The following is a 22327-nucleotide window of genomic DNA, read 5'->3' as shown; positions in this document are numbered from 1 at the left end:
GCAAGATTAACTGTCGACCCTTGCGGTGACGGAGATGCCGAACGATGGCTAACCCTGGCATACCCGACCCCGGCGGACCGGATTTACCAACACCCGGTGAGCCCCCGCCGACCGAACCCATGCCCGGCGATCCGCCGATGCCACAACCGCCTAGCGATCCGGTGCCCGGCGATCCGGTCGGGCCAGACTTGGTGCCGGGTGATCCGGTTGGCCCCGGCACGTTGATCTGAGGTGCAATTGAGAAGGGCCGCGTGGCGGTATCGTCACGGCGTGCCCGCTCAATCCTATCCGTCCATGAGCCCCATCCGCTCCGCTTCCGCGACGAGTTCAGCGCCGGTCATCACCTCACCGTTCACACGCCATAGGCCAGGATCCTCGTCGAAGCGCTCGACCATGTAGCCGGCCGCAATCAAAGCCTCCACGGCTTCGGTCGTCGGATCGTCGCCTTCGATCATAGCGAGGTGCCTACTGAAGTCACGGAAGACGCGCGATCCCGCGGGCCACGGCGATGATGGCCGCGAGCGCCAGCAGCACGGCAGCTATCGCCAACTTGGCGCGTACCAACCAGGCGTTCAGTTCAGCCATCAGCGTCAGTTTCACAAGAGCGCCGCCGATTGGGGTTCACGGGCGAGGTGTGCCAGCCGTTCCGACATCGGTCGCAGTTGGCGTTGATACCGCGAGTTCTTGCAGGCACTGTATCGGCAGGTCATCGCTCAGAGACGCGGGAGACCCATCGATGCGCACTCTGCTGATCCGCACCGCCTTCGTGGCTTTCACCTCCTCCACCGCCTCCGCACAACCTGCCGCGCCCGCCACACAGGGCGAGACCTCGAAAGGACCCGCCTGGGTCGATGCAAAGGGCATGACGCTCTACACGTTCGACAAGGACGTGGGCGGTAAGTCGATGTGCAACGGACGCTGCGCCGAGAACTGGCCGCCCCTGACGGCAGCGTCCGCATCGACAGGCTCCGGCGATTGGACGACGGTAACGCGCGACGACGGCACCGCTCAGCGGGCCTTCAAAGGCAAGTCACTCGACACTTGGACCAAGGACACCAAGTCCGGCGACATCACGGGCGACGGCTTTTTGAATGGCGCGTGGCACATCGCCAAGCCCTGATCGCCTCCGCTACCTTAGAGAAAGCCCTGAAGGCCAAACGATCATAGGTGAGGCATGAGCGATCCCGAGCCTGACGCCGACTTCCGCGAGCGCTTGCTGCGCGAAGTTCCTGACGGCGATCGGGACCTCGTGATTGGAGCGTCAGGGAAGCAACTGGACGCGCTGGGTCGCAAGTACGACGTGTACCGGACTGGCGTACCCCTCGATGGATTCGATGGTTTCGAGGACGGAGGCTCCGACGATGACGACGCCTGATCCCGAGGCCGCACGGGCAATCCGCGAAGCCCTCACCGAGCACCTGAAGGCGAAGGGCTATCGAAGTGAGCGACGCTGACGTCCAGCCTGAGGAGTTGCGCGAGATCCTTCGGCTCGCGATGGCCCTGGCAGAGCAGTTTCTGCAGTCAGATGCCGCGGAGGACTCGACGCATCCTGAGAGGCTCAAGGCTCTCATCAGTTCCGCTCAGTTCCTTCATGATCATGATGTGTCATGGCCGCCCGTCCTGCGCGAGGCCGTGAGCAAGGCCGTTGAACGCATGGAAGCGATCCGTGGACCTTGAGGACCGCGACTTCGAGCACTCGCCTCTGTCCGGATCCTTCAGCCGCGACGGTGAGACGGTCGATGTCGAAATCGATCGCTACGCTGGGACGCAGGATCCCTGGCAGCTGGTCGTGATCGACCTCTTGCCTGGCGGCTGCACCGCTTGGACGGAGACCTTCGCGACGGACCAGGAAGTCTACTCTGCTTTTGCCGCGATGGTCGAGGCAGACGGCATGGCATCTTTCACGGGTGTCGTTCCGCCCGTGCAGCACTGATCCCGTCCGCCGGCTCGTGATAGACGCGCCGGAGTGATGTGGGCGTAGGGCGGCGAACATGCGCCCGGGGCGGTCGAAGCGGGAGCTGCCCGACAGCCAAATCTAGCATTTGTCGGATCCGAAGATCGTAGTCCTGAAGCCCCGAGATCGACGGCGTCGCCAACACCAAGGGTCCGACCGGACCACGAAGGTTGCCCTTTCGGCCGTGACCCTCATCGTGGTCGTGCTAGCGGGTGGGCCGCTCTTGCACGCGTGGTCAGCGGTCTGGCACGCCCTCTCGGACTGACGTCTAGCCCGGGGCTACGTGCGGCACAGCGGGGATCCTGAGAGAGTGCAATGATCCGGTTTGCGAATGCACCCTCAAACCCTGACCACAAGACCAAGGAAGTCGAGCTATTGATGGCAAATGACGACACACTCGCGAAGGCTTTGGCCAGCGTGAGGCAGCAGCGCGTGTCCCTTGAGGCTGACTACGCGCGCGTGGGCGACGAGTTGACGAAGCTCCGTCTCGCTGAGCGGTCGCTCGCATCGATTGTAGAAGGCACGCCCTTGGAGGAGCCTGCCGCTGATCGACCGGCGAGCCGCCGCATTCCGGCGAGCGGGGATCGACCTCGTGGTAGCCGGGGACCCCGCGGGCCGCGCGCTAACTCGGCCAAGGGACGGTTGAAGGCGCTTCTTGAGGAGGCTGGATCCGAGGGTTTGACGCATGCCGAGATCAGCGAACGTCTGACAGATGTGGCTGCTAACACCCTGAACACGTATCTCAGCGTGATGACCAACAGCGGCGAGTTGGAGCGGTACGGAGATAAGTACCGCGCCGGTGCTCCGGCGGCTGCGGAGGCGGACGACGACGCTGCCGGGGATGATCAAGAAGGCAGGGATCAGGCTGAAGCGGCCGAGGAGTTCCGCGCACCTTCTACGTCGCCCTGTCGGTAGGTTGCGACTACAGGGTGGCGATGGCTATGCCCTTGCGGGGGCCTGCAGCTCAACGGTTAGAGCCGACCGCTCATAACAGTCTGGTTGCAGGTTCGAGTCCTGCCGGGCCACCATCCCCCGCCGCGTGGAAGAAGCGCTCAAAGCGGTGCGGATTGTTGATTTTAATCAGCAAATAGCGCACGCGAATTGTCTAATCAGTGAATATAGGAATAGCTTATAAGCTATGATCGCCGGAAGTTGGCGCGATGACTGCTGCTTGCTTGTCTCTAGCTTTGGTGAAGCAGTTTAAGGCTTGGGCGGTTCGAAGCTCTCATAGCCTTGTTTTCATCTGCGCCACATTCACCGCCATAAATCCCGTCATAGCTGAAGAGAAAATTCCAAATTTTCCTAAGAACACATCCTATGATCAGGCTCGATCAAGCTTGTATTCGCTCGGATGGGCTCCAGTGAAACAAATTAATCAATATTGCGACCACTCAGGATGCTATGACCGTTGCGCTCGGGGCATTGATGGGCGCTGTGAAGCCTATCCTGAAGCCGAGGCTTGCCATGAGTTGGGGATGGCGAGCTGCGAGATGATATGGCACCGCGGCGGCGCCTTAATTGAGGTACGGACATTCAGCGCGGACATCCCGCCGTATGTTGATCGGGTTCAGTGCCGTGCTGGCTGCTGAGCCGCTCGTTGCATCGTCAGCTCCTCACGGCAATCCATCCGCGTGGCCTTTTTCACCTCTGCCCGCTATTGGCCGACATCGCCGCGGCCCGGCAAGGCAATCGCAGATTGCGCGTTCTCCAGCGCCAGCCCGTGCATCCGGCCGAACGTGCTGTCCATCACGCCTGCCCGCTGTTGGCCACCATCGCGTAGGCTCTGCCCTCGACACCACCATCCCGCTTATATCCTGCCGGGATGCGTACAGCCCTCGCCGCCCTCGCTCTAGTCGTTGCTGCTGGCGGGGTCAGGCAACCGAGCCGACGGCGAAGCAGCTCATCAAAGCCTACACCGCAGTGACCTGACCGGATTTTTGACCGAGCCGATTGAGAGGCTCCTGCATGGTCGCGGTCATGGGTAGCCGGAAGGCCAGATCCGGGTAGCTGACGGGCGCGGGCGGCCGACAGCCCAGCGACGAATGCGGTCGGACGTGGTTGTCGGTGGTTTGCCACAGACCGATCGCGATCTGCGCCGCCTTCAGCGAGGAGAAGATCTCCTGGCGCAGGCACTCGTCACGGAGCTTGCCGTTGAAGCTCTCGCAATAGCCGTTCTCCCACGGGGATCCTGGCGCGATGGACTGGACCTGCGGGCCAGCTTTGGCGGCCCACTTGCGCAACGCCTTGGAGATCATCTCCGGGCCGTTGTCGCAGCGGATATGCCCCGGGATGCCGTGCAGGCACATGGCGTCGGCTAGCGCCTCGATCACGCCGACGCTCTTGATGCGCCGTGCCACCTTCAGCGCGAGGCACACCCGGCTGTGCTCGTCGATCAGCGTCAGGATGCGCAAGGTTCGGCCGTCGTGGGTCTGAGCCTGTACGCAGTCGAAGCTCCAGACGGGGTTGCGGTGAAGCGGTCGTAGCCGCACGCCGGAGCCGTCGCTCAGCCACAGGCGGCTGCGGGGTCTATGTCGGCTGGGGACCTTCAGCCCCTCGCGACGCCAGATGCGCTGGACCCGGTCCTTGCCTACCGGCCAGCCGGCTGCCTGCAGCAGCGCGGTGACGCGACGGTAGCCGTAGCGTCCGTATTCGGACGCCAGGGCGATGATGGCGCGGGTCAGCTCATCCTCTTCGGCCGGCACGGTGGGCACGGAGCGCCGCGTGCCGCGGTGTTGGCCGACGATCCGGCAGGCGTGACGTTCCGAGAGGCCGTACTTCTCCCGGATCCCGTCGACTGCCTGCCTGCGTCGCTCGGGGGCTACAAGTTTCCCGAGGCGACGTCCGCCAGAACCTGCTGTTCCAGAGACAGGTCCGCCACGAGCCGGCGCAGACGAGCGTTCTCGCGCTCCGGATCCTGCATCTTCCTAGCTTGATCGACCTGAAGGCCGCCGTATTCCTTGCGCCAGCGGTAGTACCTCTGCTCGGAGATATCCGCCTCCCTGCATGCAAGAGCCAAACTCTTGCCCTGGGCCGTCCGCACCTCGATCTGGCGCAGCTTGAGCACGACCTGCTCCGCGTTCGTCTTCTGGCCTCGCCGCAGGTCCAGACCCTCTGGTCCTGGCTGATCCTCGCAATCAGCCCGGTCCAAAGCCAGCCGGTCAGGTCACCAACCGCGGCGCCCTATGCCGCTCGTGACGCCACAGAGCCACCGCAACGCGGCGAGCCTCGTAGGTCCGCCGGAGCGACGTCCCGAGATCGCCTTGGCCCTCCGGGGAGAAGGCATAGGTCAGCACCCCATCCGGCCCATAGTTCCGGCGCATTTCGGCACGCCAGACGCGATCGGCAGCTGCGAGGGCAGCCTCCGTCAAGACGAGGCGATCAGGGCTGGTCGAGGGCTGGACGTGCATCTGGTTCAACGTACCGATCGGGCGGAAGGTCCGTCTCGACCCCCGCCCCATCGCCCGCCATCTTGAGCCCATGCCCGCGCAGCACGGCCAGACCTACGACGCGCAGGAGGAGCCGCCCGCACCTTCAGTGCGTGTAGTGTGATACCCCTGCTGCGACCGTGCGCTCTACCGTACTGCTGCCGTCGGCTCCCGCACGCTACCGTGATTGCTGTGAACCTGCTGACAGCGTCGGCCAGCGCGAGGGTCAGTGCCTTTGAGCCCGATCTGCCTCCTCGGCCGCAACGGCCTCGACCGCGGCGATCACGTTCTCCAACTCGGCGACTTGGCGCAGCGCGCTTCCGGCCGGCATGCCGTCGTGCTGAGCCATAGCCAGGATGAGCGTGCGCTGGTGCGCCTTCAGGCGTTCAAGGAGGGCGTCGAGCTTGTCGGGCATGGGTGGACCTGTAGCTGCAAGATGAAGGCTGGGCCAATACCGGCGCCTCGACACGCACCGCGACGTTCGCCATCCTGGAAATATGCTCAAGCATCAAGACCAGATCTACGGCCCGCAGAAGAGGCCAGCTTCACGGAGAGGCCTGTCGACGCACGCTCGATCTCTCGCCCTCGGCCGTCTCTCAGTCGCGTGCTGCGCGCTGGCCATGTTCGCGTTCGCGAGCTGCAATGCGATTGCCGGGCCGACCAAGGCGCCGGAAGCTGCGCTGCCTCAAGATGCTACTCGCCTCGACCAAGCCGCACGGATGATCGTCCGCGTGACCCTCATCGGCCGGAACTGCGCGCCGTTCTACGCTGTCGATCAAGCTCAACTGCAGGAGATTGGAACCGCGCTTTTCTCGCAGTCGCTGAACCGCTTCGGGCAGGACCGGCTGCTGAAGGCAATGAATGTCGCCGAGACCGAAGACACGGCTGCGCTACGCGAGAGTGGTGCCGCGTTCTGGTGTCCTCTCCAGCGGGCCTACCTCAACAGCCTGAGAATGCGAGGCCTGATCGGGGGACAACGGTAAGGGCTCGGGCCATCCCAGACGCTTTTGCGCGGCCCATCTGACGCTCGGGTCCCGACCGCAACGCCTCAGACGCCACCCGCCCCCGCGTCGCGCAGCCCTCCGTAGAAGCGGCCCGGGTCGAACATCGCCTTTGCCTGCTGCAGGCCGATGGGGCTCGGCCGACTTGGTTGTTGAGCTGCATGCCGCCCTTCTGCCCCCGCTTTTGCTGGCCCGCCGCCGCGGCTTTCAGGGCGTTGCCGATCTGGACGACCCCATCTGATGCCGCGCCCCCAACTTCCGGCATGCTCAGCATCGGCATCGAGGGTCAAAACCGCCCGCGGCTGGTATCAGGCTGGTATCGGAAGGGGTGGCTGGTATCACCCTCGGCGGCTAAGTCGCTGCCGCTGCGAGCGAAAGAGTGGAGCGGGTACTGGGAATCGAACCCGGGTGTTCAGCTTGGAAGGCTGAGGGATGTCGTTAATGTTATCGAGAGGTGTCCCCTCACCGCGATGTGTTCTCCGTCGCACTTTGCCGTCGACGATCGTTCGCCCCTGACGGTATCCGTCATCCCAACGGCGTACAGAAGACGATCAGTGCCGCCCACCGTCTTATGTGGGTCTCACAACCGAACCCCTTGCCCCAGGCTAGTCGGATGTTGCCACGGCGGCCTGAGATTTCATCGAATTTTGTAAGGAGGGAAGGCCCTTTCAAGAGTTCGATAGTTTGAGCTTGGCTTCTGCGGTATATCTGAAGTGGTAGGTTATGCGCCGGACGCGGCGTGGGCAGGTTTTTTCCGAGAACCAGCCGTTCCGCTTTGCGCTCTGTAAAGGGCGGACCAATTCCAGGCCGCCGTGTCGGAGCAAAATCAGGCCACTGGCAACGTGCAGCTCGAACGAAGAAGGGGCCCGATCGGGCCCCTTCTTCGTTCGTCGCCGATCGTAAGGGTCAGGCCGGCGGGATCTCGCCCGTCTCGGGGTCGTGAGGATCGGCGGTGGCCTGGTTTTGCTCCGCCCCTTCGGCCCGGCCGCGCCGGCTGCGGGAAGTTTTGAGGCGGTAGCTGTTGCCGTTCAGGCTCAGGATGCTGACGTGGTGGGTCAGTTTCAAGCGACATCCGGAACTGACCCCTTCGCGTCATGAGGATCTGACCCCCACGCCGATTTCCCCTCGCCTAGACGGGTGTGGGTTGGGGGACCGCAGCCGCCTTTTGCAGAAGGCCGCTGCGACGCTTCTCACGAAGCCGGTAGCTGTCGCCGCGGATGGTGACGACGTGGCTGTGGTGCAGCAGCCGATCGAGGATCGCGGTAGCCACCACCGCGTCGCCGAACACGCTACCCCACTCGCCCACCGCCCGGTTCGAGGTCACCAGCATCGCGCCCCGCTCGTAGCGGCGGCTGACGAGCTGGAAGAACAGATGCGCGGCATCCGGCTCGAACGGCAGATAGCCGAGCTCGTCGATAATCAGCAGCTTCGGCTTGGCGTAGTGCGTCAGTCGCTCCTCCAACCGGCCTTCAGCATGCGCCTTGGCCAACTGCGCCACGAGCGTCGTGGCCGGGGTGAACAGCACGCCATAGCCGGCCACGATCGCCGCGCGCCCGATCGCCACCGCTAAGTGCGTCTTGCCCACACCCGGTGGGCCGAGGAGCAGCACCGCCTCGCCATTGGCGATGAAGCGGCCGGTGGCGAGTTCACGGATCTGTGCCTTGTCCAGCGAGGGCTGGGCGCCGAAGTCGAAGCCGGTCAGATCCCGCACGAAGGGGAAGCGAGCCAGACCGAAGGCCATGTCAATGCGGCGCTGGTCACGCCGAGCAATCTCGCGCTCGCAGAACAGGGTCAGCGCCTCGCGGATCGTCAGCTCGCCCCGGCCGGCCTCGTCGATCAAGCTATCGAGCTGATCGCGCATAGCCGTCAGCTTCAGGCGATCGAGCAGTATGGTGAGGTGATCTTCGCCCATCAGAAGCCTCCCCCGGCGACTGCCTCGTACTCGGCGAGCGGCCGCAACAGCGCCGGTGGCATGGCAGAAGACGGGTCGAGCCGGTGAGCCGGTCGCTCTCGGCTGCCGACAAGCCCGGCCAGATGGGCATCGTCGACGACACGGCCGTGGCGTCCCTTCAACGCGGCGTGCACGGCGACCTCCCGTCCGCCGTGGTGGACGCGCACCACCGCTCCGCTCACGGTGACGCGAACCCGCTCGCCGATCAGCCGCCAAGGCACCGAGTAAGCGTTGCCGTCGACGCTGACCGCGCAGTCTGCCCCGACCCGGCGCACGAGGTCGCGCGCGGCGGAGAATGGCGGCACGCCCGCCAGCGGCCGCAGCGCCCGGGCCTCGTCCCGGGCGAACCGCGCGTGCGGCGCCTCACCGGTCGTGCCGTGCGCGCGCCGGTCGGCCACGTCCCGTGTCCAGGCGTCGAGATGCGCCTCCAGGGCGGCAAAGCTCGCAAAGCGGCGACCGGCCACTGCGTTCTTCTTGACGTAGCCAACGCCGCGCTCGTCCTTGCCCTTCGTGCGCGCCCGGTACGGGGCGCAGGCTCGCACCCGGAAGCCCCAATGCCGGGAGAAGGCGTGCAAGCGCGGATGCAGGATGACCTCGCGGCTGACCGGGTCATGGTGCAGGACCAGGGCGCGGGCATTGTCGAGCAGCACCTCGCGCGGCACGCCGCCGAACGCCTGGAAGGCGCTCTCCAATCCGGCGAACCAGTCCTCCTGCCGCTCGTGGCCGAAGGCGCGCACGTGCAGGCGGCGCGAGTAGCCGAGCGTCGCCACGAACAGCGAAACCCGGGTCGGCACGCCGCCGATCTCGATCCGCCGCTCGCCGAAGTCGATCTGCATCTGCTCACCTGGCCGCGTCTCGAACCGCACGCTCGCCCGCGCGGCGATCACCAAGTCCCGCCGCAACGGCGCCACGGCCCGTTCCACGGTGCGCAGGCTGACGTGGATGTTCTTCTCGTTGGCGAGGTCCTGGCGCACGACGTCGGCGTTGCCCGCATGCTGCCGGAACCGTTCGGCCAACCAGTCCGTCAAGCCGTCGAGCCGCTTCGACCGTGAGGGCGTTTTAGAGGGGCGCCAATCGCCCTGACGGAGCCAGTGCTTGACCGTATTCTTCGAACAGCCGAGCTCGGTCGCGATCCGCTTGGCGCCCCAGCCCAGCGCCTTCAGCCGCACCATCGCCGACACGTCGTCCGGCGTCTTCATCTCGGTCCTCCGCGGATCGTCCGTCCGCTGAAGAGCCTGATCCTCGTTCCTGATCATCTCGACCTCCTCGCTCATCGAGGGGGTCAGGTCCTCATGGCGTCAGGGGGGCAGTTTGCCCTGTCGCCTGACAGTCAGCCGGTCGAGCAGCGCGCCCGTGAGCCGTTCCGAGCCCAGAACTGACGTCCAGTCCTCAAACGGGAGGTTCGAGGTCACCACGGTCGAGCCACGCTCGTAGCGCTGCGAGAAGACCTCAAACAGCAACTCCGCCCCCGTCGACGACAGCGGCACGTAGCCGAGTTCGTCGACGATCAGGAGCTTGACCGCGGCTAGTTCGCGCTGAAGCCGGAGCAGACGACGCTCGTCGCGCGCCTCCAGGAGTTGGTTGACCAGCGAGGCCGCGGTGGTGAACGTGACCGAGAAGCCCTTCTGGCAAGCCGCCAAGCCGAGAGCCAAGGCGATGTGGGTCTTGCCAGTGCCCGAGTTGCCAAGTGCGATGACGTTCTCCCGGCCGAGGATGTAGCCACAGCGGGCCAGTTCCAGCACGAGCATCTTGTTCAGGCTCGGGATCGCGGCAAAGTCGAACGTGTCGAGGCTCTTCACCGCCGGGAAGCGCGCCGCCCGGATGCGGCGCTCGACCATGCGCCGCTCACGGTCGATCAGCTCCAGTTCAACCAGCCGCAACAGGTAGCGCGAGTGGTCCAGGCCGCTCTGAGCGCACTCGCGGGCAACCTTGTCGTACTCGCGCAGCACCGTGGGCAGCTTGAGCTGCTTGAGGTGGTGAGCCAGCAGGACGCCCGGCGTGGTCTCGTCGCGCGCCGGGCTCATGCGGCCACCTCCGGCACCAGCACGGCATAGTCGGCAGCCACGGTGGTCCGCACCGTGGTTCTGGGCAGGTGCGGATAGGCTGCCAGGTCGAGCCGGGGCGGTCGGTGCTCGAGTCGGGCCAGCGCAATCAGCTTGACCGCATCGAAGCCGATCGCCCCGAGCCGGATCGCCTCCGCGACGGCTGCGGCCACCACGTCCTTGGGCATCGCCTCCATCAGGCGCAGCACCTGGATGAACTCGCGCTTGCCCCGGTTGCCCATGCGCGCCTCCAGGAGATGGCGCAGGTGCTGGAACGCCTCGGGCAGATCCCAGTCCTGGAGGGCCGCCGCTTGGTCGAGGGCGTTCGGCTTGGTCTCGATCAGCGCGAGGTAGTGCAGCGGCTCGGAGACGAACACGCCGGTGCCGTAGCTGCGTTCGTGCCGGGCGATCTCGATCCCGCCGCACAGGATCACGACCTCGTCGACGAAGCCCTTCACCAGCACGTCCCGGAAGCCGTAGGCGGTGGGCACCGAGTAGTCGTTGCCGTGATAGCGCACCAGCGCGGTCGAGGAGACACGACCAGCCCGCTTCTCGCACGGCTCCAGCGGGACCGCCGGCAGGGCGCGCAGGACCGCACGGTCGGCCACGAGCCGCGTACCGATGAGCTCGGCAGACCGACCGGCACACTCATCCTGCCGGACTCGGCAGCGTCGCTCCAGATCAGCGTTCAGCGCCTCGAACGAAGCTGCCTCCGGAGCCGGGGTCATGAAGTTGGACCGGGCGAACTTGACCAGCCCTTCGACTTTGCCCTTGTCGTTGCCCCTGCCCGGACGGCCGAAGCGGTCGCGGAACAGGTAGTGGCTCACCAACTCGGTGAAGGCGCGCGTGCGCTCGCGCTGCCCGTCACCGCAGATCTTGGCGACCGCGATCTTCGTGTTGTCGTACAGGATCGACAGCGGCACGCCCGTGAAGAAGGCGAAGGCGGCGACGTGCCCGTCGAGGAACGCCTCGGTGGTCTCCCGCGGATATGCCTTCACGAAGCAGGCGTCGGAGTGCGGCAGGTCCATGCAGAAGAAATGGATCTTGCGACGCACGCCGCCGATCGTGGCCACCGCCTCGCCGAAGTCAACCTGGGCATGGCCAGGCGGGTGGGCCAGCGGCACGAAGGTCTCCCGCCCCTGCGATCGGCAGATCCGCACGTGGTCCTTCACCACCGTGTAGCCGCCGGCATAGCCGTGCTCGTCGCGTAAACGCTCGAAGATCCGCTTGGCCGTGTGCCGCTGCTTGATCGGCGCGCTTCGGTCCGTTTCCAGGATGGCCGTGATCACCGGCAGAAGAGGCCCAAGCTTCGGCTTCTCGACCGGCTTCGAGCGCGTATAGCCCGGCGGCAGGGAGAACCGGCACATCTTGGCGATCGTCTCTCGGCTCAGCCCGAACACTCGAGCCGCCTCACGCCGAGAGTTGCCCTCGATAAACACGAACTGCCGAACGGCCGCGTAGACTTCCACGGCAAACATCCCCAGCTCCTCTCGAAAGAGAAGCTTCTCCACTGGCCGGCTTTTACGCCGCCCGCATCAGCACGACGCCGACGCTCCAGTGGATGGTTTTGTCACCGCCCTACACACCCAATCCGTGAGGCCAAAGCGGCGGCCCAGCAGCAGGGTTCCGGGCCCTGCCTTCCCGTCCTCGCCGGTTTGCCACTGCTAGGAAATGGCGGGACGCTGCTGCAGCCGCTTGGGCGCGCGCTCACGCCAAGACTGCTCTAGGAGGCGCTGCAGGGTACGCTCGTCGACATACGCGAGGTGAACCCGCAGTCGAAGATGGCTCCGCCGAAAGGCATTGTCGGAGAACGTTCTCGGCTCTGCTTCGATCAGCATCTCGCGTTCATCATCGCCGGCATCGACCAGAAGCGAGATACCGTCCTGATCGAGGCGCGCCAGAAGCTTGCGTCCGACCAGCAACGCGGGACCTTCAGCTGTGCCGCGCTCCTGAACGCCGGGCAATGAGAGCGCGACGCGGCGTGCAACTTCGAACCAGATCGACGGCTTCCGGAGCCGGGGGGGCAAGCGTGGCAGCCGCGTTTTGCCCTCGTGATGCAGACGCGGTCGCTGAGCTGCTTGCGCGGGAGAAGGCTCCGCGACTGCGAGTATTTGGGTTCGGCGGCCACCCGACCGAACAGAGCCGGTGGGAGGCCTCACGAGCCGCCATTCCGCTCGATCTCGTCGAGCACTGCGTCCGGGGCGATGTCCTGCTGAAGCTCCTCAACCTCGTCGTCCGCCTCCGTCTCGATGCCGAGATGATCCGTGATCGCGGAGACCAGGGTCACCAGCTTGGTCACCTCGTGCTCAGCCAGGAGGCTGATATGCAGGTCGAGGTCGGCGCGCTTGTCAGCGGCGGCTGCCATGCGGTTCTGACTGATCAGCACGAAGGTCGAGAGGAAGATCGCTTCAACGGAAGCCGAGGTGCCGAGGATCACAAACGACTCGTCCCACTTCGGCAGCAGCGTCAGCAGGCCCGTGTTTACGAGGATCCAGAAGCCGAACAGCACCACGTGCAGGTAGACGAAGGCCATGCTGCCGGTGAAGCGCGTGATCGCCTCGGCGACACGCTCCTGCAGCGACGCTTGCCGCTCCTCATGCCTGCGGCGCTCCTGGAGCGTCCGGATGTTGCGCGCGAGCGCCGGCGACAATCCGCCCGGCTGTGGCGGCGGGAAGGTCGGTTTCGCCATCCGGCGCACATGACGCTCGGATTGGACATTCATCAGCGTGCGCCCCGTCTGGATCTGTCCAGTCCAACCCTGTGAACGCCGCACCTGATCCCATCACCCGGATAGCAGCCCGCATCCGGCGACCGACAGCCTCAGACCGTGCGAGAACGGCCGGATCGAGTTGCCGACACAAGCAACGCGCTGGTTGCACCACGAGGATCCGGACCAAGTGATCAAGGCCGCCGCGAGCTTACTAGCTAGCAACTGAGGCGCAAACTCCCCTCGAGTTGTCTATATTGTGGAGTTAACGTTGATATTTCTGCGTCAACTCTTCCTGAGATTCGGTGAGTCCGCCAGGTTATGCTGATCGCACCTCAGGACCGACGTCAAGTTGATCCATATTTTTCGTGGAACTCGCCCCGACGCGCCCGGTTGAACGCGTCACAGACAGGTCAACACCTCGGAATGCGTGCCCCATGGCAGGAGATGACGAGCTTCGCTTCGGAGCATTGGGTGACAGCTGCGCGCATCTGTGTGTCGACATGCAGCGGATGTTTGCCGAACATACGGACTGGTGCACGCCCTGGATGCCGCGAGTCCTGCCGAAAGTGCAGGCGATCGTCGAAGCTCATCCTCACCAGACCGTATTCACCCGCTTCATCCCGGCACAGGGGCCCGGCCGGGGTGAGGGCACTTGGAAGCGCTACTACGAGCGCTGGGCCTCCATGACGGTCGAGCGGCTCGGCGCAGACCGGGTCGGGTTGGTGCCGGAACTCGCCCGGTTCGTTCCCCCGGCCGAGATGGTCGACAAGCACGTCTACTCGCCCTGGGTGGAAACAGACCTCCACGAACGCCTGCGCGGGCGCGGCATTGACACGCTCGTGGTCACGGGTGGCGAGACGGATGTCTGCGTGCTCGGCACGGTGCTGGGGGCCGTCGACCGCGGCTACCGCATCGTCATCGTCACTGACGGGCTCTGCAGCTCCTCGGACGAGGCGCACGACGCGATGCTTACCCTCTACCACGGCCGCTACGGCCAGCAGGTCGAGACCGTCTCCACGCAGACTCTGCTCCGCCACTGGGCATAGCGGAGGCAGAGTTCGGGAAGGCGAGACGATGCCGGCGCGCAGGCTGAGCCGATCTGTCCGCCGGCGCAGCATCCTCGCGGCGGCTCTCTTGCTCGCGCCGCACGCCCGATCCCGGACGCCCAACCCTCGAAAGGAACCCATGCCGCACGTAGTGCTTCTCGGCGATTCCGTCTTCGACAACGCCGCCTATGTGGGCGGAGGGCCGGACGTGGTCTCGCAGCTTCGAGCAATTCTCCCTGCCAATTGGCAGGCGAGCCTCCTCGCCGTCGACGGCAATGTCATCGCCGACGTACCTCGTCAGCTCACCGGTCGCCCTCAGGACGCGAGCCATCTCGTGGTCAGCGCCGGCGGCAACGATGCACTGCGGGCCGCCGCCGTGCTGGATCGGGCCGCTCGATCCGTGGCCGAGGCCGTGGCTGTCCTGGCCGATGTGCGGGACCGCTTTCGGGCCGCGTACGGCGCCATGCTGGACGCAGTGCAGGCGACGGGCCGGCCAGCGGCACTCTGCACGATTTACGATCCGCGCTATCCCGACCCGCAGCGGCGACGCCTGACCGGAGCGGCCCTCGCCCTGCTCAACGACGTCATCACGCGCGAAGTCTTCGCGCGCGGCCTCCCGCTGATCGACCTGCGCGTGCTCTGCGGCGAGGACGCGGATTTCGCCAACCCCATCGAGCCCTCGGTCCAGGGCGGGCGGAAGATCGCGAAGGCTGTCGCGGCGCTCGTGCAGGCGCGCCCCGAGCCTCCGGGCAGCTTGGTACTCGCGCGCTGAGAACGGAGCGCCCGCTGCCCCGCCGATCCCCCGCCCCGACCCGCGCCATGCCCAACCACCTGATCCAGATCCTCCTGCCTCTGTCCGACAACGAGAGCAGGCGCTTCCCGCGCGCCGCGTATGCACAGGTGCGCTCTGAACTCACCGAGCGGTTCGGCGGCATGACGGCTTTCACCCGCGGTCCGGCTGAAGGCCTCTGGGAGGAGAACGGAAGGACGGCTCGCGACGACATCGTCGTGTTCGAAGTCATGACGTCCGATCTAGAGGCTCCGTGGTGGGACGGGTACCGGCGCAGCCTGGAGACCCGGTTCCGGCAGGAGCGCATCATCATCCGCGCGCAGGACATCGCGCTGCTCTGATCTGGCGGGATAATAAGGTGCGAGGCCTTCCGGCCGTGCCGCGCACGTGAGCGGCCGAGGCGCCTGTTGGCGTTGTGCGTATTCCGACGAAGCCGGCCGGGGATTCCGATTTGAAGCCGGCCGTCATTCCGAGGCGAAGCCGGCCACCGGTCCGATCTGAAGCCGGCCAGCGACGGGGCACTCCCGCGGGTCTGGGGGGGAAGATCACGAGGTCGGTTCAACAGGTCAAGCGGTTGGCTCGGCCGCCTTGCGTTTGCGCAGGCTCTCGCCGGCGAGTTCGATGCGGTGCGCGTTGTGCAGCAGCCGGTCGAGGACGGCATCGGCGAGCGTGGGGATGCCGATGATCTCGTACCAGCGATCCACTGGGACCTGGCTGGTGATCAGGGTCGAGCCGGCGTCGTAGCGGTCCTCGACAATCTCCAGGAGATCGCGCGCCTGTTCGGGCAGGAGCGGCTCAGGGCCCCAATCGTCGAGGATCAGCAGGTTCGCCTTCGCGATCTGGCGCAGCAGCCGGCCGTAGCGGCCATCGCCGCGCGCGAGGCTCAGAGCCGCAAACAGGCGCGGAACTCGATAGTACAGGACCGAGAGGTCGTCTCGGCAGGCCCTGTGCCCGAGCGCGCAGGCGAGCCAGCTCTTGCCCACGCCGCAGGGGCCGGTGATCACGAGGTTGCGCCGGGCCCGGATCCAGTCGCCGGTGGCGAGCTTGAGGAACAGGGCACGGTCCAGGCCGCGATGGCTGCGGTAATCGACGTCCTCGATGCTGGCGGGATGGCGCAGCCGCGCGGCGGGGGCGCGGACCTCGAAGCGCTTCTGCCGCCGAGCCGTGGCCTCGTGGTCGAGGAGCAATCCGAGCCACTCGGCGTGGCCGAGGGCGCGGGCTTCGGGATTGGCGTCCAGCGTCTTGAAGCCCGAGGCCATGCCACTCAGGCCGAGTTCGTGCAGGAGATCGAGGGTGGGATGGGTGAGCATTGGTGTCTCCCTCAGTGGAAGTAGCGCGGGCCGCGCAGGTTGGGGTGGAGCATCACCGGGACGGCCTCGGCCGGCGGGACCGTGCGGTCGAGACCGTTGGCCAGGATCGAGGCGATGCTTTTGTAGGTGAGTGCGCCGAGCGCCACGGCTCGGGCCGAGGCGGCCTCCGCCCGGCCGGGGTCGAGCCCCCGGTAGAGGCGCAGGATGCCCAGACAGGTCCGGAAGCCCTGCTCGGGATGGGGCCGGTCGTGCAGGATGGCGATGACCAGCCCCTCCGTCTCCGGCCCAATGCCGCGCGCCCAGCGCCGGAAGCGCTCGGGGCTCCACTCGGCGTAGCGGCGATGGGCGCTGGGCATGTGGTCGGGATCGGTGCCGTGCCGCCGTCCGGTGTAGCGGCGTTCGTGGGCGGCGACGCGCTGACCGCGATGGAACACTTCGACGGTGCGCACTGTCAGGCGGACGTCGACCTGCTCGCGGATCAGGGCGTGGGGCACCGAGTACAGGAAGCCGCCCGCCTCGACGTGGTAGTCGAGGTTGACCCGAGCCAGCCGCCACTCGGCGAAGGTGTAATCCTCCTCCGGTAGGGGACGCAGCGCCGCGCGCTCGATCGCCTCGAACAGGGCGCGGCGCGTGGTGCCGAGCCGGCGCATGAGGTGGGCGTTGATGCGCTCCACCATCGCGACGATGGCGGCGTTGCACTCGGCCAATGAGAAGAACGTCTGCCGGCGCAGCCGTCCCAGGATGTAGCTCTGGGCGAAGCGCACGCCGGCCTCGACCTTGGCCTTGTCGCGCGGCTTGCGGGGCCGGGCCGGCAGGACGCCGATGCCGTAATGCTCGGCCATCATCCCGTAGGAGCGGTTGATCTCGGGATCGTAGAACGAGGCCTTGTGCACCCCGCTCTTGAGGTTGTCGGGCACGACGAGACGGGGGACGCCGCCGAGGAAGCGGAACAGACGGACATGCGCGCCGATTCAGTCGGGCAGCGTCTGGGTCCAGGTCGCCTCGGCGTAGGGCAGGCTCGACGCGCCGAGCACCGCCACGAAGATCTCGGCCTCGCGCACGATACCGGTGGCGGGATCGACGATCCCGACCTTCTTGCCGGAGTAGTCGACGAAGACCTTGTCGCCGGCGTCATGGTGCTGGCGCATCACCGGGGTGAGACGGTGCTCGAACTCCCGATAGAGGTCGCAGAACCGGGAGTAGCCGTAACCCTCCGGATGGGCCTCGCGGTACTCCTCCCAGAGCACCGTGAGATTGACCCCGGGCCGGCGCATCTCTCGCACCAGCGAGGGCCAGTCCGGCTCAGGCAGCCGACGCATGCCCTGCTTCACCCCGGCCCGGGCGAACAGGCGCTGCTCCAGCACTGCGTCGGTGACTTCCGGGTCGAGCGGCCAGGTCAGGCCGGCTGCGCTCGCTCGGGCGAGGTTGTCCTGCACGGTCGAGCGGGCGATGCCCAGCGTTCGCCCGATCTCTCGCGAACTCGCCCCGTCGCGGGCGAGACGCAGCATCTGTTTGATCTGTCGCATGGTCAGCTCTCTCCTGGCCGGCATCCCGCTCTCCTCGTGGTCGAGGACAGGGATGCCGCGGTTGCTGACCCGCGGGGGTGATCCGTCGCCGATATCGGCTACCGGTTGGCCGGCTTCATCTCGGAATGGTGGCCGACATCAAATCGGAACGCTGGCCGGCTTCGCCTCGGAATGAGTGGCCGGCTTCCGTCGGAATCCGCAGCGTTGTTTCTGCGATCCGCGAGAATAGAAGCTTAGGTTTACTTGCGAGGGGGCGTGGGCAGCAGCACGCGCGAGCAGGTTGGGTCGGGAGCGGCATGTCCGCTTCTCCGGCAGAAGGTCTCCAGAGCAGTCAGGCCGTTTTCGGCCAAGAGCCGCCAAAATTGGCTCGCCCGGCTGCTTAGAAGCGGACGTCAAGGCTTTCTGCATCGGATGGTGCGGGCATCGGGACGGAGCCCGGAAGCCAACGCTCAATTTGGCTTCGACGCCGCTGACGAGCTGAGCCCAGCAGCAATCCCTGATGTAATCCAAGTCGTTCGTTCGGCGACGCGAAGATCTCAGACGCTGTCCCGGTTTTTGCTCATCGGGACTGCATAAAGCTCGACTCCAGCGGATCTCGTCGCCTGCTTTCGGGACGCGGATTGAAAGGATGTCGCGTCCGCCCAGCGACCATCGGGAGGCAAAGTTGCGTCATTGCAGGCTGGCACACAGCCTGCGCGTTGCCGATGGCGACACGACACGTCATATCGCCCCGAGCGCCCGCGGAAGCCACAGGGAGAGGCCGGGCCAGTAGGTCACGAGGATCAGGAAGGCCAGCATCGTCAGGAGCCAGGGCAGCACCGCGACCGTCAGCTCGGAGATGCCCATATGGGCGATCCCGCTGGCGACGTAGAGGTTGAGTCCGACCGGCGGATGGCACAGGCCGACCTCCATGTTGACCGCCATGATGATCCCGAAATGGATCGGGTCGATCCCGAGCTTGACGGCGATCGGGAACAGGATCGGCGCCATGATCAGCAGGATCGAGGACGGCTCCATCACGTTGCCGGCGATCAGCAGGATGATGTTGACCACGAGCAGGAAGACCAGCGGGCTGAAATTCATGGCGATCAGCCACGCCGCCATCGTCTGCGGGATGTTCTCCGACGTCATCAGGAACGAGAACAGCACCGCGTTGGTGATGATGTAGAGGAGCATCGCGCTCATGTTGGCGGAAGCGAGGAGCACGCGGGGCACGTCCGACAGCTTCAGGTCGCGGTAGACGAACACCGCGATGACGAAGGCGTAGACGGCGGCGGTCGCGGCCGCCTCGGTCGGGGTGAAGATACCGGCGTAGATGCCGCCGATCACCATCACCACGAGGAACAGGCCCCAGGCGCTCTCGCGGAACGCGCGCAGGCGCTCGGCCCAGGACGCCTTCGGCATGCGCGGATAGCCGCGTCTCTTGGCGATGACGAAGGTGACGCTCGCCAGCATGGCCGACAGGACGATGCCGGGCATCACCCCGGCGAGGAACAGGTTGCCGATCGAGGAATTCGTCGACACCCCGTAGAGCACGAGGATGATCGAGGGCGGCACGAGGATGCCGAGCGCTCCCGATGTGGTGATCACCCCGGCGCCGAAGCGCCGCGGGTAGCCCTCCGCCACCATGGCCGGCAAGATGATCGAGCCGATCGCCACCACGGTCGCCACGCTCGAGCCCGACACGGCGGCGAACAGCGCGCAGGCGACCACGCCGGCGAGGCCGAGGCCGCCCGGCCAGTGCCCGACGAGCGAGGTCGTGAAGGCAATCATCCGCCGCGCCACGCCGCCATGGGCCAGGAAGTTGCCGGCGAGGATGAAGAACGGGATCGCCATGATCGAGAAGTTCTCGATCCCGGTGAACAGCTTGAGCGCGACGCTCTCGATCGGCACCTGCGTCAGGGTGAACAGGAAGGTCAGCACCGTCAGGCCGAGCGCGATCGAGATCGGCATGCCGGTGAGCATGAGGGCGATGAGCAGCCCGAAGATGATCAGGCCGCTCATGCGGGGCCTCCCTCGCGGCCGAGCTGGATCGGGTCGACGCCCTCGACGGTCTGGACGCCGTCGACGTGGGCGTGGTCGCGGGCGGGCAGGTGCCCGGTCCGCCAGAAGCCCCACGCGACCTGCAGGAAGCGGAAGCACATCAGGTAGGAGCCGAGCGGGATCGCCAGGTAGACGATCCAGACCGGGATCTCCATGTCGGGCGTCGTCTGATCGGTGTGTCCGATGCGCCAGACGAAGTTCGTGCCGAGCGTGCCGACGATCCCGGTGAACAGGGCGCCCGCCGCGAGGCTGACCAGGACCATGACCTGGCGCGCGCCCGAGGGCAGGCGGTTGACCAGCACGTCGACGCCGACATGGATGCCGGTGCGCACGCCGTAGGCCGCGCCGAACTTCGCGACCCAGATGAACATGTAGATGCACAGTTCCTGGGACCAGCCGAAGTCGATCCGGTCGGTGTAGTCCTGCAGCGCCGGGATGCCGGAGAGGAACCGGTGCACCACCGTGGCGAAGGTGATGACGGTCGCGGCCGCCATCAGCGTTCCGATCAGCACCTCTTCGAGCCGATCGAGAAGTTTCAGCAACATGGTCGGTCCGGGCGGCGCGGCGGCGGGATCAGTTGTTCGGCGCCGCCTCGGCTTCCTTGTTGAGCGCCGCGACCAGGTCCTTGCCGACGCGGGAGGCCATCTCGCGCTGGACTGGCGCCAGGGCCTTGCGCCACGCGGCGTTCTCGGCCTCGGTCGGCGTGTAGACCTCGGTCTTCCCGGTGGCGCGGATGTCGGCGAGCGCCTTCTCGTTCTGCTTGTCGGCGATCTCGTGCTCGTAGGCGGTCGCGTCCTTCATCGCCCCTTCGAGCGTCGTGCGGAGGTCGGCCGGCAGGCCGTCCCAGAAGCCCTTGTTCACGATGACTGCGTAGCCGACGTAGCCGTGGTAGGTCAGCGCGGCGTGCTTCTGCACCTCGTTGATCTTCTGGGTCGTCACGTTCGACGGCGGGTTCTCCTGGCCGTCGACGACGCCGGTCTGCAGCGCCTGATAGAGTTCGGAGAAGGCCAGGACCTGCGGCAGCGCCCCGAGCTGCTTGAACTGCGCCTCCAGCACCTTCGAGGACTGAATCCGGAACTTCAGGCCCTTCAGATCCTCGGGTCCGTGCATCGGCTTGTTGGCGGTGAGGATCTTGAAGCCGTTGTCCCAGTAGCCGAGGCCCTTGATCCCCTTGGATTCGAGCTTCTTGAACAGGCCCTGGCCGATCGGCCCGTCCTGGACGCGCCGCAGCACCTGCTCGTTGGGGAAGATGTAGGGCAGGTCGAAGGCCTCGAACTCCTTCACGCCGAGGGGGCCGAACTTGCTCGTGGACGGCGCCAGCATCTGCACGGCGCCGAGCTGGAGCATCTCCACCTCCTCCTTGTCCTTGTAGAGCGTGCTGTTCGGGTAGATCTCGACCTTGACCGCGCCCTTGGTGCGCTCCTCGGCGAGCTGCTTGAACCGCTCGGCGCCCTGGCCCTTGGGCGTGTCGGTGGTGGTGACGTGGCTGAACTTGATGACGATCGGCGTCTGCGCCGCGGCCGGCGCGATGAAGGCGAGCGCACAGGCGAGCGCACCGAGAATCCGAGCCGTCATCGTGTCCTCCCAGACTTGAGTCCGCGTCGTTGCGCGGATTGAATTTTGGATAGACTTGCAGCTGGGCCGCGTGCCGACAAGCGCCAAAGTGCGACGCCTGGGGGAAGATGTCGTTCGCGCCGGCGGTTCTGCCCTGCGTCCGGGATGACGCGAGAGCCGGATGCAGTCGGATCACGTCTTGTCGCGCCCGCCGATGAAGGCCTGCAGCGCCTCCCGATGCTCGGGCGTGGCGGTGACGACGGCATAATGCGAGGCGATCAGGTCGAGATGGGTGCTCACGTCGTTACGCTTCCCTGGTAGACCGCGCGCTTGATCAGGCTCAGCGTCAGCGGCGGAGCCTTGGCGATCTTCCGCGCCAGAGCCGCGACGGCCGGCATCAGGTCCGCATCGGCGTGGGCGCCGTTGACGAGGCCGATCCGCAGGGCCTCGTCGGCGTCGACGAAATCGCCGGTGAAGAACAGCTCCAGCGCCTTCGCGGTCCCAACGAGGCGGGGCAGGAACAGGGCGCCGCCCGCGCCCGGGACCAGGCCGACCCGCATGTAGGTCTCGGCAGATCGGGCGCTCTTGGCGGCGTAGCGCAGGTCGCACGTCAGGCCGAGGTCGAGGCCTGCGCCGGTGGCGACCCCGTTCAGGGCGCCGATCACCGGCTTGTCGCGATTTTCCAGCGTCAGCGGGATGCGCTGGATCCGCCCGTGGAGCTCGTCCTTGCGCCGCGCCGGCGGCAGGGCGAGGCGCTCGCCCGTCTCGACGATGTCGCCGCCGCTGCAGAAGGCCGAGCCCGCCCCGGTCAGGACCACGACGCGGATCGCCGCGTCGTTGCGGCAGCGTTTCGCGCTGCGTCGCCCGAACGTGCAGGCCTGATCGGACCGAGAGCCCGTCACCGCGTCGCCGAACGGAGCCGACGATCGACACCGGCAATTGCAACTCTGCCTGATTGACAGATTGTCCGACGAT

Annotated in this window: 25 protein-coding genes, 1 tRNA gene and 2 pseudogenes; 10 read left to right on the top strand and 18 right to left on the bottom strand. The window is 66.3% G+C overall.

From position 1 onward, the window contains the following. Positions 1-284 precede the first annotated feature (284 nt). Both JOE48_RS15090 and JOE48_RS30835 read right to left on the bottom strand, forming a co-directional pair. The gene (locus JOE48_RS15090) at positions 285-455 is read right to left on the bottom strand and encodes a hypothetical protein (RefSeq protein WP_210031003.1); all 171 of its coding nucleotides are present in this window, start codon (positions 453-455) and stop codon (positions 285-287) included. Positions 456-474: 19 nt separating this feature from the next. Continuing rightward, complete coding sequence (locus JOE48_RS30835; RefSeq protein ID WP_280921320.1) at positions 475-600, bottom strand: hypothetical protein; 126 nt, start codon at positions 598-600, stop codon at positions 475-477. A gap of 136 nt (positions 601-736) precedes the next feature. On the opposite strand from JOE48_RS30835, the gene JOE48_RS15085 reads away from it, so the two are divergent. The 6 genes from JOE48_RS15085 to JOE48_RS15060 all read left to right on the top strand — a co-directional run bounded on the left by JOE48_RS15085 (position 737) and on the right by JOE48_RS15060 (position 2982). Continuing rightward, positions 737-1120 carry a hypothetical protein gene (locus tag JOE48_RS15085; protein WP_210031002.1) on the top strand — a complete coding sequence of 128 codons (384 nt, stop codon included), beginning with the start codon at positions 737-739 and terminating at the stop codon, positions 1118-1120. Between the two features lie 54 nt (positions 1121-1174). Next, positions 1175-1375: a hypothetical protein gene (locus JOE48_RS15080; protein WP_210031001.1), complete on the top strand. Its 201-nt coding sequence runs from the start codon at positions 1175-1177 to the stop codon at positions 1373-1375. Between the two features lie 65 nt (positions 1376-1440). After that, the gene (locus tag JOE48_RS15075) at positions 1441-1677 is read left to right on the top strand and encodes a hypothetical protein (RefSeq protein ID WP_210031000.1); all 237 of its coding nucleotides are present in this window, start codon (positions 1441-1443) and stop codon (positions 1675-1677) included. After that, on the top strand, positions 1667-1933 hold the full coding sequence (locus JOE48_RS15070; RefSeq protein WP_210030995.1) for a hypothetical protein: 267 nt from the start codon (positions 1667-1669) through the stop codon (positions 1931-1933). The genes JOE48_RS15075 and JOE48_RS15070 overlap by 11 nt, the downstream gene beginning before the upstream one ends. A 399-nt stretch (positions 1934-2332) precedes the next feature. Beyond that, positions 2333-2869, top strand: coding sequence for a hypothetical protein (locus JOE48_RS15065; protein WP_210035802.1), 537 nt, complete (start codon positions 2333-2335; stop codon positions 2867-2869). Between the two features lie 39 nt (positions 2870-2908). Continuing rightward, positions 2909-2982 (top strand) — tRNA-Ile (locus JOE48_RS15060). 882 nt (positions 2983-3864) lie between these two features. Here the strand turns inward: JOE48_RS15060 and JOE48_RS15055 are convergent. The 3 genes from JOE48_RS15055 to JOE48_RS15045 all read right to left on the bottom strand — a co-directional run bounded on the left by JOE48_RS15055 (position 3865) and on the right by JOE48_RS15045 (position 5794). Then, a protein-coding gene (locus JOE48_RS15055; RefSeq protein ID WP_210035800.1) for an IS3 family transposase occupies positions 3865-5054 on the bottom strand; the annotation gives its coding sequence in 2 pieces (ribosomal slippage) (positions 3865-4787 and positions 4787-5054; 1191 coding nt in all). Between the two features lie 58 nt (positions 5055-5112). After that, positions 5113-5361, bottom strand: coding sequence for a hypothetical protein (locus JOE48_RS15050; protein ID WP_210035798.1), 249 nt, complete (start codon positions 5359-5361; stop codon positions 5113-5115). 244 nt (positions 5362-5605) lie between these two features. Further along, positions 5606-5794 carry a hypothetical protein gene (locus tag JOE48_RS15045; protein WP_210030993.1) on the bottom strand — a complete coding sequence of 63 codons (189 nt, stop codon included), beginning with the start codon at positions 5792-5794 and terminating at the stop codon, positions 5606-5608. A gap of 205 nt (positions 5795-5999) precedes the next feature. Between JOE48_RS15045 and JOE48_RS15040 the strand changes: the two genes are divergently transcribed. Further along, a complete protein-coding gene (locus JOE48_RS15040) occupies positions 6000-6362 on the top strand; it encodes a hypothetical protein (protein WP_210030992.1) in 363 nt (120 codons plus the stop codon). 924 nt (positions 6363-7286) lie between these two features. Here the strand turns inward: JOE48_RS15040 and JOE48_RS15035 are convergent. The 7 genes and pseudogenes from JOE48_RS15035 to JOE48_RS15005 form a co-directional block, all read right to left on the bottom strand. After that, complete coding sequence (locus tag JOE48_RS15035) at positions 7287-7445, bottom strand: hypothetical protein (RefSeq protein WP_280921319.1); 159 nt, start codon at positions 7443-7445, stop codon at positions 7287-7289. A gap of 64 nt (positions 7446-7509) precedes the next feature. Then, complete coding sequence (gene istB, locus JOE48_RS15030) at positions 7510-8292, bottom strand: IS21-like element helper ATPase IstB (RefSeq protein WP_210028606.1); 783 nt, start codon at positions 8290-8292, stop codon at positions 7510-7512. Then, entirely contained in the window at positions 8292-9530 is a 1239-nt protein-coding gene (gene istA / locus JOE48_RS15025; protein ID WP_210035590.1) for an IS21 family transposase, read from the bottom strand. The genes istB (JOE48_RS15030) and istA (JOE48_RS15025) overlap by 1 nt, the downstream gene beginning before the upstream one ends. A 129-nt stretch (positions 9531-9659) precedes the next feature. Continuing rightward, positions 9660-10355: pseudogene (istB, locus tag JOE48_RS15020) on the bottom strand (IS21-like element helper ATPase IstB); the annotation flags it as partial. Continuing rightward, positions 10352-11851, bottom strand: coding sequence for an IS21 family transposase (istA, locus tag JOE48_RS15015; protein ID WP_210025731.1), 1500 nt, complete (start codon positions 11849-11851; stop codon positions 10352-10354). The gene istA (JOE48_RS15015) and the pseudogene istB (JOE48_RS15020), both read right to left, overlap by 4 nt. 186 nt (positions 11852-12037) lie before the next feature. Beyond that, on the bottom strand, positions 12038-12400 hold the full coding sequence (locus tag JOE48_RS15010; RefSeq protein ID WP_210030988.1) for a hypothetical protein: 363 nt from the start codon (positions 12398-12400) through the stop codon (positions 12038-12040). A 128-nt stretch (positions 12401-12528) separates the two neighbouring features. Beyond that, positions 12529-13062 carry a DUF1003 domain-containing protein gene (locus JOE48_RS15005; RefSeq protein WP_245252837.1) on the bottom strand — a complete coding sequence of 178 codons (534 nt, stop codon included), beginning with the start codon at positions 13060-13062 and terminating at the stop codon, positions 12529-12531. A 455-nt stretch (positions 13063-13517) separates the two neighbouring features. Between JOE48_RS15005 and JOE48_RS15000 the strand changes: the two genes are divergently transcribed. The 3 genes from JOE48_RS15000 to JOE48_RS14990 all read left to right on the top strand — a co-directional run bounded on the left by JOE48_RS15000 (position 13518) and on the right by JOE48_RS14990 (position 15260). Beyond that, positions 13518-14129 carry a cysteine hydrolase family protein gene (locus JOE48_RS15000; RefSeq protein WP_210030983.1) on the top strand — a complete coding sequence of 204 codons (612 nt, stop codon included), beginning with the start codon at positions 13518-13520 and terminating at the stop codon, positions 14127-14129. Between the two features lie 88 nt (positions 14130-14217). Beyond that, the gene (locus JOE48_RS14995; RefSeq protein WP_245252836.1) at positions 14218-14901 is read left to right on the top strand and encodes an SGNH/GDSL hydrolase family protein; all 684 of its coding nucleotides are present in this window, start codon (positions 14218-14220) and stop codon (positions 14899-14901) included. Positions 14902-14948: 47 nt separating this feature from the next. After that, the gene (locus JOE48_RS14990) at positions 14949-15260 is read left to right on the top strand and encodes a hypothetical protein (RefSeq protein ID WP_210030981.1); all 312 of its coding nucleotides are present in this window, start codon (positions 14949-14951) and stop codon (positions 15258-15260) included. Positions 15261-15485: 225 nt separating this feature from the next. Here JOE48_RS14990 and istB (JOE48_RS14985) read toward each other — a convergent pair whose 3' ends face one another. From istB (JOE48_RS14985) to JOE48_RS14960, 6 genes and pseudogenes are all read right to left on the bottom strand, one after another. Further along, positions 15486-16229 (bottom strand): IS21-like element helper ATPase IstB, encoded by a 744-nt coding sequence (gene istB, locus JOE48_RS14985; protein ID WP_210030979.1) that lies wholly within the window; start codon positions 16227-16229, stop codon positions 15486-15488. An 11-nt stretch (positions 16230-16240) separates the two neighbouring features. Beyond that, positions 16241-17779, bottom strand: a pseudogene (gene istA, locus JOE48_RS14980) (IS21 family transposase). Positions 17780-18475: 696 nt separating this feature from the next. Then, positions 18476-19759, bottom strand: a complete 1284-nt coding sequence (locus tag JOE48_RS14975; RefSeq protein WP_210030972.1) for a TRAP transporter large permease — start codon at positions 19757-19759, stop codon at positions 18476-18478. Continuing rightward, complete coding sequence (locus JOE48_RS14970) at positions 19756-20343, bottom strand: TRAP transporter small permease (protein WP_210030969.1); 588 nt, start codon at positions 20341-20343, stop codon at positions 19756-19758. Before JOE48_RS14970 ends, JOE48_RS14975 begins: the two co-directional genes overlap by 4 nt. A 28-nt stretch (positions 20344-20371) precedes the next feature. Continuing rightward, positions 20372-21373, bottom strand: a complete 1002-nt coding sequence (locus tag JOE48_RS14965; RefSeq protein WP_210030968.1) for a TRAP transporter substrate-binding protein — start codon at positions 21371-21373, stop codon at positions 20372-20374. A gap of 275 nt (positions 21374-21648) precedes the next feature. Continuing rightward, the gene (locus JOE48_RS14960; protein ID WP_312893228.1) at positions 21649-22254 is read right to left on the bottom strand and encodes an enoyl-CoA hydratase-related protein; all 606 of its coding nucleotides are present in this window, start codon (positions 22252-22254) and stop codon (positions 21649-21651) included. Between the last annotated feature and the right edge of the window lie 73 nt (positions 22255-22327).

It is taken from the genome of Methylobacterium sp. PvR107, from assembly GCF_017833295.1.
Classification (GTDB): Bacteria; Pseudomonadota; Alphaproteobacteria; order Rhizobiales; family Beijerinckiaceae; genus Methylobacterium.
Note: the sequence above shows the minus strand (reverse complement) of the source record. Positions and strands in the feature narration are given on the sequence as shown.